Origin of the sequence: Emticicia sp. 17c (assembly GCF_037153985.1) — a bacterium.
GTDB lineage: Bacteria > Bacteroidota > Bacteroidia > Cytophagales > Spirosomataceae > Emticicia.
The window spans coordinates 175,381-188,044 of the sequence record NZ_JBBAYI010000007.1 but is presented as its reverse complement, the minus strand read 5'-3'; the positions used below and the strand labels follow the sequence as shown (position 1 = coordinate 188,044).

Annotated in this window: 21 protein-coding genes and 1 pseudogene; all 22 read right to left on the bottom strand. The window is 39.2% G+C overall.

Features of this window, described 5'->3' with window-relative positions:
• Positions 1-81 precede the first annotated feature (81 nt).
• Positions 82-651, bottom strand: coding sequence for a 50S ribosomal protein L17 (rplQ, locus tag WAA15_RS14960; protein ID WP_337043595.1), 570 nt, complete (start codon positions 649-651; stop codon positions 82-84).
• A gap of 160 nt (positions 652-811) precedes the next feature.
• A complete protein-coding gene (locus WAA15_RS14955; protein WP_337043594.1) occupies positions 812-1,801 on the bottom strand; it encodes a DNA-directed RNA polymerase subunit alpha in 990 nt (329 codons plus the stop codon).
• A 118-nt stretch (positions 1,802-1,919) separates the two neighbouring features.
• Positions 1,920-2,525 (bottom strand): 30S ribosomal protein S4, encoded by a 606-nt coding sequence (gene rpsD / locus WAA15_RS14950; protein WP_337043593.1) that lies wholly within the window; start codon positions 2,523-2,525, stop codon positions 1,920-1,922.
• Between the two features lie 227 nt (positions 2,526-2,752).
• The gene (gene rpsK, locus WAA15_RS14945; protein ID WP_337043592.1) at positions 2,753-3,148 is read right to left on the bottom strand and encodes a 30S ribosomal protein S11; all 396 of its coding nucleotides are present in this window, start codon (positions 3,146-3,148) and stop codon (positions 2,753-2,755) included.
• A gap of 125 nt (positions 3,149-3,273) precedes the next feature.
• Entirely contained in the window at positions 3,274-3,648 is a 375-nt protein-coding gene (gene rpsM / locus WAA15_RS14940) for a 30S ribosomal protein S13 (protein ID WP_337043591.1), read from the bottom strand.
• A gap of 6 nt (positions 3,649-3,654) precedes the next feature.
• A complete protein-coding gene (rpmJ, locus tag WAA15_RS14935; protein ID WP_015027349.1) occupies positions 3,655-3,771 on the bottom strand; it encodes a 50S ribosomal protein L36 in 117 nt (38 codons plus the stop codon).
• A 146-nt stretch (positions 3,772-3,917) separates the two neighbouring features.
• A complete protein-coding gene (gene infA / locus WAA15_RS14930; protein WP_181841307.1) occupies positions 3,918-4,136 on the bottom strand; it encodes a translation initiation factor IF-1 in 219 nt (72 codons plus the stop codon).
• A 52-nt stretch (positions 4,137-4,188) separates the two neighbouring features.
• A complete protein-coding gene (gene map / locus WAA15_RS14925; RefSeq protein WP_337043590.1) occupies positions 4,189-5,010 on the bottom strand; it encodes a type I methionyl aminopeptidase in 822 nt (273 codons plus the stop codon).
• A gap of 15 nt (positions 5,011-5,025) precedes the next feature.
• On the bottom strand, positions 5,026-6,360 hold the full coding sequence (secY, locus tag WAA15_RS14920; protein ID WP_337043589.1) for a preprotein translocase subunit SecY: 1,335 nt from the start codon (positions 6,358-6,360) through the stop codon (positions 5,026-5,028).
• Positions 6,361-6,761: 401 nt separating this feature from the next.
• A pseudogene (rplO, locus tag WAA15_RS14915) lies at positions 6,762-7,199 on the bottom strand (50S ribosomal protein L15); the annotation flags it as partial.
• Positions 7,200-7,297: 98 nt separating this feature from the next.
• Positions 7,298-7,477: a 50S ribosomal protein L30 gene (rpmD, locus tag WAA15_RS14910; RefSeq protein WP_337043588.1), complete on the bottom strand. Its 180-nt coding sequence runs from the start codon at positions 7,475-7,477 to the stop codon at positions 7,298-7,300.
• An 84-nt stretch (positions 7,478-7,561) separates the two neighbouring features.
• The gene (rpsE, locus tag WAA15_RS14905; protein ID WP_101727426.1) at positions 7,562-8,065 is read right to left on the bottom strand and encodes a 30S ribosomal protein S5; all 504 of its coding nucleotides are present in this window, start codon (positions 8,063-8,065) and stop codon (positions 7,562-7,564) included.
• An 18-nt stretch (positions 8,066-8,083) separates the two neighbouring features.
• Positions 8,084-8,431, bottom strand: coding sequence for a 50S ribosomal protein L18 (gene rplR / locus WAA15_RS14900; RefSeq protein WP_337043587.1), 348 nt, complete (start codon positions 8,429-8,431; stop codon positions 8,084-8,086).
• A 55-nt stretch (positions 8,432-8,486) separates the two neighbouring features.
• A complete protein-coding gene (gene rplF / locus WAA15_RS14895) occupies positions 8,487-9,047 on the bottom strand; it encodes a 50S ribosomal protein L6 (protein WP_337043586.1) in 561 nt (186 codons plus the stop codon).
• Between the two features lie 134 nt (positions 9,048-9,181).
• Positions 9,182-9,583 (bottom strand): 30S ribosomal protein S8, encoded by a 402-nt coding sequence (gene rpsH / locus WAA15_RS14890; protein ID WP_337043585.1) that lies wholly within the window; start codon positions 9,581-9,583, stop codon positions 9,182-9,184.
• A gap of 194 nt (positions 9,584-9,777) precedes the next feature.
• Positions 9,778-10,047, bottom strand: coding sequence for a 30S ribosomal protein S14 (gene rpsN, locus WAA15_RS14885; protein WP_337043584.1), 270 nt, complete (start codon positions 10,045-10,047; stop codon positions 9,778-9,780).
• A gap of 47 nt (positions 10,048-10,094) precedes the next feature.
• On the bottom strand, positions 10,095-10,646 hold the full coding sequence (rplE, locus tag WAA15_RS14880; RefSeq protein WP_337043583.1) for a 50S ribosomal protein L5: 552 nt from the start codon (positions 10,644-10,646) through the stop codon (positions 10,095-10,097).
• Between the two features lie 73 nt (positions 10,647-10,719).
• The gene (gene rplX / locus WAA15_RS14875; RefSeq protein WP_337043582.1) at positions 10,720-11,058 is read right to left on the bottom strand and encodes a 50S ribosomal protein L24; all 339 of its coding nucleotides are present in this window, start codon (positions 11,056-11,058) and stop codon (positions 10,720-10,722) included.
• Positions 11,059-11,163: 105 nt separating this feature from the next.
• Positions 11,164-11,532, bottom strand: a complete 369-nt coding sequence (gene rplN / locus WAA15_RS14870; protein ID WP_116982343.1) for a 50S ribosomal protein L14 — start codon at positions 11,530-11,532, stop codon at positions 11,164-11,166.
• 52 nt (positions 11,533-11,584) lie between these two features.
• On the bottom strand, positions 11,585-11,839 hold the full coding sequence (gene rpsQ / locus WAA15_RS14865) for a 30S ribosomal protein S17 (RefSeq protein WP_015027363.1): 255 nt from the start codon (positions 11,837-11,839) through the stop codon (positions 11,585-11,587).
• A 40-nt stretch (positions 11,840-11,879) separates the two neighbouring features.
• A complete protein-coding gene (gene rpmC / locus WAA15_RS14860) occupies positions 11,880-12,062 on the bottom strand; it encodes a 50S ribosomal protein L29 (RefSeq protein WP_337043580.1) in 183 nt (60 codons plus the stop codon).
• Positions 12,063-12,138: 76 nt separating this feature from the next.
• Complete coding sequence (gene rplP, locus WAA15_RS14855) at positions 12,139-12,567, bottom strand: 50S ribosomal protein L16 (protein WP_337043579.1); 429 nt, start codon at positions 12,565-12,567, stop codon at positions 12,139-12,141.
• Positions 12,568-12,664 lie beyond the last annotated feature (97 nt).

Below are 12,664 nucleotides of genomic sequence, written 5' to 3'. Positions count from 1 at the left end.
TACGAATAAAAAGTTGGAATAAAAACAATAAAAAAAGCCTCAGGCAAACTACCTGAGGCTTTTAGTATACGTAAGAAGTTCTTATGCTTCTTTTTTGTCTTCTTCTGAAGCAGGAGTTTCATCCTGAGCAGGTGCTGCGTCGGCTACTTCTGTTGCTGTTTCAGCTACTGGAGCGGCTTCTACTACTTCTGCAGATGACTCACCATCTGTTGCAGTAGCTTCAGCTTTTTTACCGCCACGACGGCTACGACGAGTTTTCGTAGTTTTTTCTTCAACTGCTGTCAATAATGCTTCGTTGTAATCAACCAATTCAATTAACGCTACTTCCGCATTATCACCAAAACGAGTACCTAATTTAATGATACGCGTGTATCCACCATTACGGCTAGCTACTTTCTCAGCGATTTCTCCGAATAGAGTTTTAATTGATTCTTTATCTTGCAAATAAGCAAAAACTGTACGACGAGAGTGCGTAGTATCGTTTTTTGATTTTGTAATTAATGGCTCAACATATTTACGCAATTCTTTAGCTTTTGCCAAAGTTGTTTCAATACGTTTGTGTTTGATTAACGAAATCGCCAAATTTTTCAATAACGCATCTCTGTGCGAGTGAGTTCTACCTAAGTGATTGGTTTTGTTACCGTGTCTCATTGTAATAATTTTCGTAAGTAACGGTCAGAGCAACCTACGCAGTCTTGGTTATTCCACCTATTACGATTAATAATTGTTTTATTCGAATACTGCGGTTTCGATTATACAAAAAATTCCCCTCCTGAATATCAGAGATACAAGGAGGGGAAAGAAATTAGTATCAATCTTCGTCTAATTTATACTTTGTTACATCCATGCCAAAGTGTAAACCTTTGTCGGCTACTAGTTGCTCAAGCTCAGTCAATGATTTTTTACCGAAGTTACGGAATTTCATCATGTCTGCTACTTCTAATCTTGCAAGGTCGCCTAGTGTACGAATATCCGCCGATTTCAAACAGTTATACGCACGAACTGACAAGTCAAGGTCTTGAAGTGAAGTTTTCAACAGCTTACGCATGTGTAGGAATTCTTCATCAACAATATTATCTTCGTCATCCTTCTTGGTATCGAATACCATGTTTTCGTCGGTGAATTTCAAGAAGTGTTGAATCAAAATATGAGCAGCTTCTTGCAGTGCTCTTTCAGGGTGGATTGACCCATCAGTTTTGATTTCAAGCAATAATTTTTCGTAGTCAGTACGTTGTTCTACGCGGGTATTTTCGATACTATACTTCACATTTTTAATAGGAGTATAGATAGAGTCAACTGAAATAAAACCAATAGGCAAGTCGTTTTGTTTATGCTCTTCAGCAGAAACATAGCCACGTCCTTTATCAACTATAATATCAATTTCGATGTCCCTTTGGTCGTCTAAACGAGCAATTACCAAGTCAGGATTTAAAATTTGAAAGCTTTGTGTGAATTTCCCGAGGTCACCCGCAGTTAAGACACTTTGATTTTTAATTCTGACGGTAAATTTATTATCTACATAATCAGATACTTTTTTGAAACGAACCATTTTGAGATTCAAGATGATTTCCGTCACATCATCCACAACCCCTTCAATGCTCGAAAATTCGTGTAGTACCCCCGGAAATCTCACAGCCGTGATTGCATAACCTTCCAGAGAAGACAACAAAATACGGCGTAGGGCGTTTCCGATGGTCACACCATACCCTCTTTCAAGTGGTTTAAACTCGAAAAAGCCATGGAAGTCGTCTGCTTTTTCCATGACGACCTTGTCAGGCATTTGAAATGCTAATATTGACATACGTATGCAGTGTGTTTGTTTTCGTTAACGAAAAAGGTAGTTAGCTAACCTACCAATAAAAAAACGTAGCTGTGCCACTACCGCAAATTGCGGCAATGGCACAACTATACGACAAATATTATTTGTTATATAACTCGACGATTGCTTGCTCGTTGAAGTTTTCAGGAATTTGGTCACGCTCAGGGAAGTTGATAAATTTACCAACTAGTTCAGCGTTATCCCACTCTAACCAGTTATAGCGTTTTGCATTACGAGCTTTTAAACTATCGGTAATAGCTACAAGTGCTTTCGATTTTTCACGAACACCTACTAGCTGGCCCGGTTTTAATACTAATGATGGAACGTTTAACACTTCACCATCAACAGTAATATGACGATGTGTAACCAATTGGCGGGCTGCACGACGTGTTGGAGCAATACCTAAGCGATAAACGGTGTTATCAAGGCGAGCTTCACATAATTTAAGAAGGTTTTCACCTGTACGGCCTTGTTTTACTGAGGCCAAATGGAAAAAGCGAGCAAACTGGCGCTCCAATATACCGTAAGTATATTTTACTTTTTGTTTTTCGATCAATTGTTGACCGTACTCTGATTTTTTACCTTTACGTCCTTTACCGTGTTGGCCAGGAGCATAATTTTTTTTGCTAAGTGCTTTGCTTGGGCCCATTACTGGTTCACCAAACTTTCTTGAAATTCTTACTTTCGGACCTGTGTATCTTGCCATTTTTGTTTGAGTTAATAGAAGTAAAGATTGATTAGCCCCAATGTCCAAACTATCAATCCATATAGCTAATCACAGCTATTTTTACTTCTGATGCCTTCATTACACGAATGAGGCTTTGGTTTTATTATTAAATTAAGAAACAGAAGAATGAAAACTTAAAACTTATTGCCTAAATAAACGAAAAATTTTCGGCATTATTTTAATTTTTTTTCACTCTTCTGCTTTTACTATACTCTTCTGCGTTTTGGAGGGCGGCAACCATTGTGAGGAAGAGGAGTTACGTCAGTGATTGACGTTACTTCAATACCTGTACTTTGGATAGTACGAATGGCTGATTCACGACCAGCACCCGGGCCTTTTACAAATACTTCAGCCTTACGCATACCTGCATCATAAGCAACTTGCGCACAGTTTTGCGAAGCCATTTGAGCGGCATAAGGGGTATTTTTCTTCGACCCTTTGAATCCCATTTTACCAGCCGAACCCCAAGAAATTACTTGACCTTGGCTATTGGTAACTGAGATAATGATATTATTAAATGAAGCTTTGATATGTACTTGGCCTACTGGCTCAACAACTACAACTCTTTTTTTAGCTTTATCTTTTCTTTTAGCTTGTGCCATTTTGACAAAACAGTGTTAAATGATAGGCAATACAGAAACACCTGTATTCTGTTCGATTTTACGCCCGCAATTGTAAAATCCTGTTTAGTATCTTAACAAAGATACAGGGGTACTCCCGTTCGGGATTACTTAGTAGCTTTTTTCTTGTTTGCTACAGTCTTACGCTTACCTTTGCGTGTACGTGAATTGTTTTTGGTACGTTGACCACGTAGTGGTAAACCTTTACGATGGCGAACGCCACGGTAGCAACCAATATCCATTAAACGTTTAATGGCAAGCTGCACTTCAGAACGCAACTGACCTTCTACAGTCATTTCTTCACTAATAATACTACGAATAGCATTAGCTTCTGCGTCGTTCCACTCTCCGGCTTTTTTGTCTAAGCTAATGTTAGCTTTTTCCAAAATTTTCTGCGATGAGCTACGACCAATACCGTAGATGTACGTAAGGGCGATTTCGCCTCTTTTTTTGTCTGGGATGTCAACACCTGCAATCCTCATAGATAATTAACCTTGTCTTTGTTTAAACTTCGGATTTTTTTTGTTAATAACGTAAATTTTACCCTTACGACGGATAACTTTACATTCAGCACTACGCTTCTTTACTGACGCTTTAACTTTCATAATCTAATGAATTACCCCTAACCCCGCAAGGGAATTGTGTACGAAAGTTTTCATGTTTTGGGGTTATAAATAAACATGAATTTTCTATAAAATAATTCACTTCATTATAGATTAGCCCTTTGAGGCTTCAGCCGAAGCACAAAAAACTATTTATAACGATATGTAATTCTTGCTTTAGTTAAATCGTAAGGAGACATCTCGAGCCTTACTTTATCGCCGGGCAGGATACGAATGTAGTTCATTCTCATCTTGCCTGAGATATGAGCAATTAACTCATGCTTGTTCTCCAGACGCACACGAAACATGGCGTTTGAAAGAGCTTCAGTTATGATGCCATCAACTTCGATATTTGCTTGTTTTGCCATATATTTTAAATTGCGCAAAAAATGTTTCGTTACTTCTTAAGCGCTAACTCTCCTATGCAACTGTTAAATTTTTCTTTGCCAGTACTGCTTCAATGTACTCAAATGTGGTGAGTGCCTCGCCGGCTCCTTTTCTTACTACTATTGTATGCTCGAAATGGGCGGCTTGCTTACGGTCTTCGGTGCGTATTGTCCAGTTATCATTTTCCTGTACTACACTTCTACGGCCTAAGGTAATCATGGGTTCAATGGCCAGAACCATTCCTTCCTGTAACTTTGGCCCATTTCCGCGTTTACCGAAATTAGGAACTTCTGGAGCTTCGTGTAGAAATTTACCTACCCCATGCCCTACTAACTCGCGTACAACACCATATCTGAATTTCTCAGCATGTTCTTGAACGGCAAAACTGATGTCTCCTACCCGATTGCCGGCTTTGGCTTGTTCAATGCCTTTATATAGAGACTCATACGTGCGTTTTAGTAAATCGGCAACTTCTTTTGCTATTGGGCCTACGGGATAAGTATAAGCACTGTCGGCATGATACCCATCTTTATAAACACCACAGTCAATCGAAACTATGTCTCCTTCCTTCAACACACGGTTGCTTGGTATTCCGTGCACAACTACGTCATTTACAGAGATACAAAGCGAACTTGGGAATTTAAGACCACCAACGTCATATCCAAGAAATGATGGGTGCGCTTTGTGGTCTTTAATATATTCTTCCGCTACTTTATCTAATTCTTTGGTCGAAATGCCTGGTTCTATTAACTTGGCTACTTCTGCATGAGCTTTTCCTAGAATCTGTCCGTTGTTTCGGATAATTTCTAACTCTTCTTCCGATTTCAGATATATGATTCTATCGCGTTTACTCATAACTTTACCTCCTGATTACATAGATACTGTTGATACCGTCTGACGTCCCTGAATACGACCTGATTGCATCAAGCCTTCATAACGTTTCATGAGCAGGTAGCTTTCAATTTGCTGCAAGGTATCAAGTACCACACCTACCAGAATCAAAAGTGAAGTACCACCAAAGAATGATGCAAAGCTTTGTGTCATTCCTAATAGACCTGCCAATGCTGGTAGAATTGCAATTACTGCTAGCAAAACACCCCCTGGTAAAGTAATTCTGTCTAAAATATTGGCAATGTAATCAGAAGTAGGTTGTCCGGGTTTTATTCCTGGAATAAATCCACCGCCACGTCTCATATCATCAGCAATCTGATTAGGGTTAATCGAAATAGCTGTATAGAAGAATGTGAAGCCTATGATTAATATCGCATAAATTAAACAATACTGCCATGAAGTTGGGCTATTCATGATAATTGACCAATTCTGGAAAGTATCACTTTTTGTACTTTCAGCCAGATAGTTCAGAACCAACCCCGGAATAAACATCAATGCTTGTCCGAAAATGATTGGCATAACCCCTGCAATATTCAGCTTTAGAGGCAAATATTGACGTTGACCTGACACTACTTTATTTCCTACAATTTGTTTGGCATATTGTACTGGAATCCGGCGTGTAGCTTGTGTAATGGCTACTGCAAAAAGTACTACCAAGAACAAACCTACGATTTCAATAATAAAGAATAAAATCTGGCCACTTCCTGCTCTTGTTTTAGCCTCTCCGATAATAGCACCTGGAAGCCTTGACACAATTCCAATCATAATCATCATTGAAATTCCGTTTCCGATTCCTTTTTCAGTCATACGCTCACCAAGCCACATACACATAATAGTTCCGGCAACAATTAATAATACAGAACTAAAATAGAACAGACCTTGGCTCACCATGATTGCATCAGTAGGAATGGTAGTCTGAACATAGGTAAAACCTTGTGCGGCTGCAACTGCAATAGTTAGCCAGCGTGTAATTTGGTTTAATTTTCTGCGTCCTGACTCTCCTTCTTTCTGTAATTTACTGAAATAGGGTAAAGCTAGTGTTAATAACTGAATCGCAATTGATGCTGAGATATAGGGCATAATACCCAGAGCCATAATTGAGGCTTTGTTAAAAGCACCACCAACCAACGTATCTAACAGCCCTAACAAGCCGTTACCTGCTGTTAAATTTTTCAGTTTATCTATATCAACACCCGGTAAAACCACATGTGATCCGATACGGAAAATAACTATTATCAATAGAGTTTGAAGAATACGTTTCCTCAATTCCTCGATTGACCAAATGTTCTTGAGTGTTGTAATAAATTTGTTCATTTTGTTAGGAAAAACAAGGCTTTTAGATGAAATTATTCAGCTCTACCGGCGTTAAGTTTATCCTGCAATGCTTTTAACTCGTCCCACTTGCCATCACGAGCTAATTCAGCTTGTTCAGCCCATGTAGTTGGGTCATGCATCGCAAATTTTGAACCTGCTGCATCCAGGATTTCTTTCACTTTTTCCGCTGGTGTTGCTGCTAAATCTGCAAAGGTAACGATTCCATCTTTAATAAGCAAGTCTGCTATTTTCGGACCAATACCTTCAATTAATTTTAAATCATCTCCTTCAGCTGTTTTTTTAGCTTTCTTAGGTTTAGCTTCAGCTACAACTTCTGTTTGTACAGCTGGGGTTGCTGCAATTACAGATGCAGAAGCTGCTGGGTCAAATGTTGCGTCAACTGTTGCCGAGCCACCTGCTTTTTCAATAGCGGCAATAGCCGATGCTGAGAAAGCGTTAGCTTTTAACTCAATGGCTGCAGTTAGCTCGCCACGTCCTAAGATTTTCACAAGGTCTGATTTCGAAGTCAAACCATTGTTATATAAGAAGCCTAAATCAATATTTTTCACACCTGTTTTATCAAACAATGCCTGAATAGTATCAAGATTGATGGCTTTGAACTCTACTCTGTTAATATTTTTGAAACCAAACTTAGGTACACGACGTTGTAATGGCATCTGACCACCTTCAAAACCACGTTTTTGGCTATAACCAGCACGAGATTTTGCACCTTTATGACCACGTTTTGCGGTACCACCACCACCAGAACCATGCCCACGGCCTACTCTATCATTTGCTTTAACTGAACCTTTTGCAGGTCTTAATGCACTTAATTTCATTGTAATTTCGATTATTTTAATCGGTTAAACATACGCAATTCCGACTTTCGGAATCACTCGGCTTTGCCTACCCCAACCCCTTACGCGGGGAGAAATAATTATGCTTCTTCAATCACTAACAAGTGTTTTACCTTGTTAATCATGCCTTGCATAGCTGGGTTATTTTCTTTTTCTACAGTACGATTAAGTTTGCCAAGACCTAGAGCAGCGATGATGCGCTTTTGTACTTCTGGTCGGCCAATTGTACTTCTTACCTGAGTAATTTTTACCTTTGCCATTTTTTTATTTGCTGCGAGCCATTGGCTTCAAGCTGCAAGCATAAGCATTTGGGCTTCTGGCTTACGGCTAAAAGCTTGACGCTATTATCCGTTGAATACTTTAGTCATTTTAACACTACGTTGGAACGCTACTGCATGAGGCGCACGCATTTGGCTAAGCGCATCGATTGTAGCTTTTACCACGTTATGTGGGTTTGACGAACCTTTCGATTTCGCCAAGACGTTATGGATACCGGCTGCCTCTAATACGGCACGCATCGCACCACCGGCAATAATACCAGTACCAGGAGCTGCAGGTTTAACAAATACAAAACCACCTGAGAATTTACCGTGAATTTCGTGAGGTACAGTATCGTTAATTACAGGTACAGATACAAGGTTTTTCTTAGCATCTTCGATAGCTTTTGCAATAGCGTCAGTTACCTCATTTGCTTTACCTAAACCTTGGCCTACCACACCTTTACCGTCGCCTAAGACAACGATTGCCGAGAAACTAAAACGACGACCACCTTTCACCACTTTGGCTACACGGTTAATGGCTACAACTCTTTCTTTAAGTTCTGCCTCGTTTACTTTTGCTTTATTCATTGATTGAGAATTGCAAGATTAGAATTTCAAACCGCCTTCTCTGGCACCGTCGGCCAAGGCTTTAATGTTACCATGATACAAATAACCGTTACGGTCAAACACACAAGAGCCGATACCTTTTTCAGTAGCGATTTCAGCAAGTTTTTTACCAACTTCTTTTGAGTTGTCAACTTTCACACCTTTCAATCCTAGAGTTGATGTTGATGCTGCTGCTAAAGTAACGCCTTGGGTGTCGTCGATTAACTGAGCGTATATGGCTGTATTTGAGCGAAACACCGTTAAACGTGGTCTTTCAGGTGTTCCTGAAACCTTGCTACGGATGCTCCACTTAATTTTTTGTCTTCTATCAGTTTTTACACTTGACATTGTTGTAAATATTTTAAGACTTTGAAATGAATTTCGCTGCCTGTATATCTAATGATTATTTCTTCTTACCTGAGGTTTTACCAGCCTTGCGACGAACAACTTCACCAACAAAACGAATACCTTTTCCTTTATAAGGCTCAACTTTACGTAGACCTCTGATTTTTGAAGCTACAAGGCCAATCAGTTGTTTGTCTGTACCTTCAAGTGTTACAAGCGGGTTTTTACCTTTCTCCATGGCTGTTGTTACTTTCAATTCTGAAGGTACAACAAAGTACACGTTATGAGAAAAACCTAAGCTAAGGTCTAATACGTTTCCGTTATTAGAGGCTTTGTAACCTACCCCAACAATTTCCATTGAAGTTTTGTAACCTGTACTTACACCAATAACCATGTTATTGATTAAAGAGCGATACAAACCGTGCAATGCTTTGTGGCGTTTTTGTTCGGTTGGTCTTTCAACTTTTAATTCGTTGTTTTCAACACCTACTTTGATATCAGCATCAACTTTCTGAGTAAGGGTTCCTTTAGGGCCTGTTACAGTAACAACGTTTGATTCATCAACTGTGATAGTAACTCCACTTGGAAGAACAACTGGCTTTTTACCAATTCTTGACATTTTTTGTTTGAGTTTAAGGCTTCATGACACTTTCGCTGAGAGGCGAGTTATCAAGAGCGGTCAACAATTCATTTAATTATGTTGCAGAGATGCCGCAACGAGAGATTTAAGGGTATTAACAGGTTATTAACCTATTAATACACATAGCACAATACTTCACCACCTACTTTCAATGAACGGGCTTCTTTGTCTGTCATTACACCTTTAGAGGTAGAAACGATAGCGATACCTAATCCATTCAATACACGTGGAATTTCAGTTGTACCTGCGTATTTACGTAAACCTGGTTTTGAAACACGTTTCAATTCTACGATTGCAGATTGTTTCGTAACCGGATTGTATTTTAACGCAATTTTGATAACACCTTGTGGAGCTGTTTCTTCGAATTTATAGCTTTGAATAAAACCTTTATCGTACAGTACTTGTGTAATCGCTTTTTTGATGTTTGAAGCAGGAATTTCTACCACTCTGTGACGTGCCTTGATGGCATTTCTGATTCTGGTAAGGAAGTCTGCTATTGGATCCGTTGTAATCATTTTGCTGTTTAATTTTGGATACCTAAGCCAACATTGAGTAGTATCGCGAGCGCGACTTTCTCAATTGGGCTGCAAAATTAGAAAATATTTTTAATAAATAGTATATAAATAAGCAATTATTATTTAGCAGAATTTTAGATTTCTTGAATAAAGACTATTTATTCAAGAAATTCTCCTAAACAATTTTACTTATCTTACCAAGATGCTTTAGTAACACCCGGAATCAAGCCTTTACCTGCCATTTCGCGGAAGGTAACACGGTTGATACCGAACTTACGCATATACCCTCTTGGACGACCCGTCAATTTACAACGGTTATGTAATCTAACCGGAGAAGCATTGCGAGGTAATTTATCCAAGCCAAGATAATCGTTAGCTTCTTTCAAAGCGGCACGTTTAGCTGCATATCTTGCTACTGTTGCCTCTTTTTTTCTATCTCTTGCTTTTATTGATTCTTTTGCCATTGTCTGACTATTGATTAAGCTGTTTTCAGAAACTTAATTCTTTGTGATTATTTCTTTTTGCTGCTTGCAAATGGAAGACCCATTGCTTTTAATAATTCGTAAGCCTCGGCGTCGGTTGGAGCCGATGTTACGAAGGTTATATCCATCCCCTGAATTTTAGAGATTTTATCAATTGAAATCTCAGGGAAAATAATTTGCTCTTTAATACCAAAGGTATAGTTTCCGCGTCCGTCAAAACCTTTATCGCTGATACCTTGGAAGTCTCTCACACGTGGAAGCGCAATTGCACACAGGCGGTCAAGGAATTCGAACATTTTATCTCCGCGAAGGGTTACTTTTACACCGATTGGCATATTTTCACGAAGTTTGAAGTTAGAAACCGCCTTTTTTGATAGGGTTGCTACTGCTTTCTGACCTGTGATATTTGTAATTTCTTCTAAGCTGCTGTCGATTAGTTTTTTATCGCCTGTTGCAGCACCTACACCACGGTTTACTACGATTTTTTGCAACACAGGAACCTGCATTACTGATTTGTACCCAAACTTTTCTTTCAAAGCTGGTACTACTTCTGTTGTATATTTGTCTCTTAAACGTGCCATTTTTTTGAATCGCTTTTATGAGGATTTCCGACCCTCACGTATTAATCCGGTTTCACAACCAGACATGGATACCTTATATAAACTTACCTGTTTCTTTAGAGAAACGTTGTAATTTGCCTTTGTCGTTTTCTTTACGACCAGTACGTGTAGGTTTTCCTGTTGCAGGGTCAACCAACATTACGTTACTGATATGAATTGAACCAGCAAATTCACGGATTTCACCCTGAGGGTTTTGTGCTGAAGGTTTCACGTGTTTTTTCTGAATGTTTACGCCTTCTACAACTACACGTTGTTTTTCTGCGTTAACCTCAGTTATTTTACCACGTTTACCTTTAGAATTACCTGCAATCACCTCAACTGTGTCGCCAGTGCGTACGTGTTGTTTCTGTTGCTTATTGAATTTTCTTTCCATTACTTTTAAATTTGAAAATTTGAATAGTTGAGCATTGAACAAAGTTGCTGGTGCATCTTTGTTTCAATGGCGGGCTAGGTTTCTGCCTAACGTACCGCTTTCAAATTAAAGAACTTCAGGAGCCAAAGAAACGATTTTCATGAATTGTTTCTCACGTAATTCACGTGCAACAGGTCCGAAAATACGAGTACCGCGTGGCTCGTCTTGGTTGTTTAATAATACTACTGCGTTGTCTTCAAAACGTATGTATGAACCATCTTTGCGACGAACCTCTTTGGTGGTTCTTACTACGACAGCTTTCGATACTGTACCTTTCTTCATGTTTGAAGAAGATAAGGCCGATTTTACTGATACGACAACTTTGTCACCAATAGAAGCATAACGTTTGCCTGTTCCGCCTAATACACGGATCACAAGCACTTCTTTTGCTCCACTATTATCGGCAACACCTGCTCTTGATTCTTGCTGTAACATTGTCTTAATTTGTTGGCTATTAGCTATCAGGCTAACAGCTATTAGCTTTAAATTACTTCGCTTTTTCTACGATTTCTACTAGTCTCCAATTCTTATTCTTGCTCAATGGGCGAGTTTCCTGAATCTTAACGGTATCACCGATACCAGCTTCATTGTTCTCGTCATGGAACATGAATTTCTTGGTTTTGAGCATGAACTTTCCGTATTTCGGATGTTTCAATTTACGAACTACCGCTACAACGCCAGATTTATCCATCTTGTTGCTAACAACCGTTCCGATACGCTCTTTTCTAAGATTTCTTTCCATTGTTCTTTACTTAATTCCTGATGTTCAGGGTATTTAATTATTAACGGGCATTCAATTCTGTCAACATTTGAGCAATCAATCTACGAGATTGACGAATACGCATCGGATTCTCGATAGGCGTGATAGCATGAGCAAACTTCAATTTGTTGATTCTGTCTTTTTCGACAGCGATGTTTTGCTTCAACTGCTCAACTGACAATGCTTGGATTTCTGACTTTTTCATTTTATTATTGAATGAATGAATGAGTAAAAAATAAAGGTCTCATTCAGGTTACTATCCTAAGGTTTTACCCTTCAGATTATTCTGCGTTTTCCTGATAATCTCTGCGTACAACAAATTTTGTTTGTACTGGCAATTTCTGAGCTGCCAAACGAAGAGCCTCAGTAGCAACTTCTAAAGGTACACCTGTTGCTTCGAAAAGAATAGTACCTGGTTTTACGCTAGCTACCCAATACTCTGGGGCACCTTTACCTTTACCCATACGTACTTCGAGTGGCTTTTTAGTGATAGGTTTATCAGGGAAAATACGAATCCAGACCTGACCTTCACGTTTCATTGCACGGGTAACCCCGATACGAGCTGCCTCAATCTGACGAGCAGTGATTCGACCCGGCTCTAAAGATTTGATAGCGAATGTTCCGAAAGCAATCTCGTGTCCACGAGTAGCAAGGCCTTTAATCCTGCCTTTTTGCTGTTTACGGAATTTGGTTCTTCTTGGTTGTAACATGACGCTATTATATTTTCAGCACTGCTGTGCTTCGTTTCAAGTTTCAAATATTTTAAGTTTCAGGAGTAAAATTTCGGTAGTTGAAATCTGGCTACCT

Coding starts and splice junctions, on each gene's coding strand:
- rpsM (WP_337043591.1), bottom strand. CDS start 3,648: ATGAGGATTGCAGGTGTTGACATCCCAGACAAAAAAAGAGGCGAAATC.
- rpmD (WP_337043588.1), bottom strand. CDS start 7,477: ATGGCAAAGGTAAAAATTACTCAGGTAAGAAGTACAATTGGCCGACCA.
- rpsK (WP_337043592.1), bottom strand. CDS start 3,148: ATGGCACAAGCTAAAAGAAAAGATAAAGCTAAAAAAAGAGTTGTAGTT.
- rplX (WP_337043582.1), bottom strand. CDS start 11,058: ATGGAAAGAAAATTCAATAAGCAACAGAAACAACACGTACGCACTGGC.
- infA (WP_181841307.1), bottom strand. CDS start 4,136: ATGGCAAAACAAGCAAATATCGAAGTTGATGGCATCATAACTGAAGCT.
- rpsE (WP_101727426.1), bottom strand. CDS start 8,065: ATGAATAAAGCAAAAGTAAACGAGGCAGAACTTAAAGAAAGAGTTGTA.
- rplR (WP_337043587.1), bottom strand. CDS start 8,431: ATGTCAAGTGTAAAAACTGATAGAAGACAAAAAATTAAGTGGAGCATC.
- rplQ (WP_337043595.1), bottom strand. CDS start 651: ATGAGACACGGTAACAAAACCAATCACTTAGGTAGAACTCACTCGCAC.
- rpmC (WP_337043580.1), bottom strand. CDS start 12,062: ATGAAAAAGTCAGAAATCCAAGCATTGTCAGTTGAGCAGTTGAAGCAA.
- secY (WP_337043589.1), bottom strand. CDS start 6,360: ATGAACAAATTTATTACAACACTCAAGAACATTTGGTCAATCGAGGAA.
- rpsN (WP_337043584.1), bottom strand. CDS start 10,047: ATGGCAAAAGAATCAATAAAAGCAAGAGATAGAAAAAAAGAGGCAACA.
- WAA15_RS14955 (WP_337043594.1), bottom strand. CDS start 1,801: ATGTCAATATTAGCATTTCAAATGCCTGACAAGGTCGTCATGGAAAAA.
- rpmJ (WP_015027349.1), bottom strand. CDS start 3,771: ATGAAAGTTAAAGCGTCAGTAAAGAAGCGTAGTGCTGAATGTAAAGTT.
- rpsH (WP_337043585.1), bottom strand. CDS start 9,583: ATGATTACAACGGATCCAATAGCAGACTTCCTTACCAGAATCAGAAAT.
- map (WP_337043590.1), bottom strand. CDS start 5,010: ATGAGTAAACGCGATAGAATCATATATCTGAAATCGGAAGAAGAGTTA.
- rplE (WP_337043583.1), bottom strand. CDS start 10,646: ATGGCACGTTTAAGAGACAAATATACAACAGAAGTAGTACCAGCTTTG.
- rpsD (WP_337043593.1), bottom strand. CDS start 2,525: ATGGCAAGATACACAGGTCCGAAAGTAAGAATTTCAAGAAAGTTTGGT.
- rpsQ (WP_015027363.1), bottom strand. CDS start 11,839: ATGGAAAGAAATCTTAGAAAAGAGCGTATCGGAACGGTTGTTAGCAAC.
- rplF (WP_337043586.1), bottom strand. CDS start 9,047: ATGTCAAGAATTGGTAAAAAGCCAGTTGTTCTTCCAAGTGGAGTTACT.
- rplP (WP_337043579.1), bottom strand. CDS start 12,567: ATGTTACAACCAAGAAGAACCAAATTCCGTAAACAGCAAAAAGGCAGG.
- rplN (WP_116982343.1), bottom strand. CDS start 11,532: ATGTTACAGCAAGAATCAAGAGCAGGTGTTGCCGATAATAGTGGAGCA.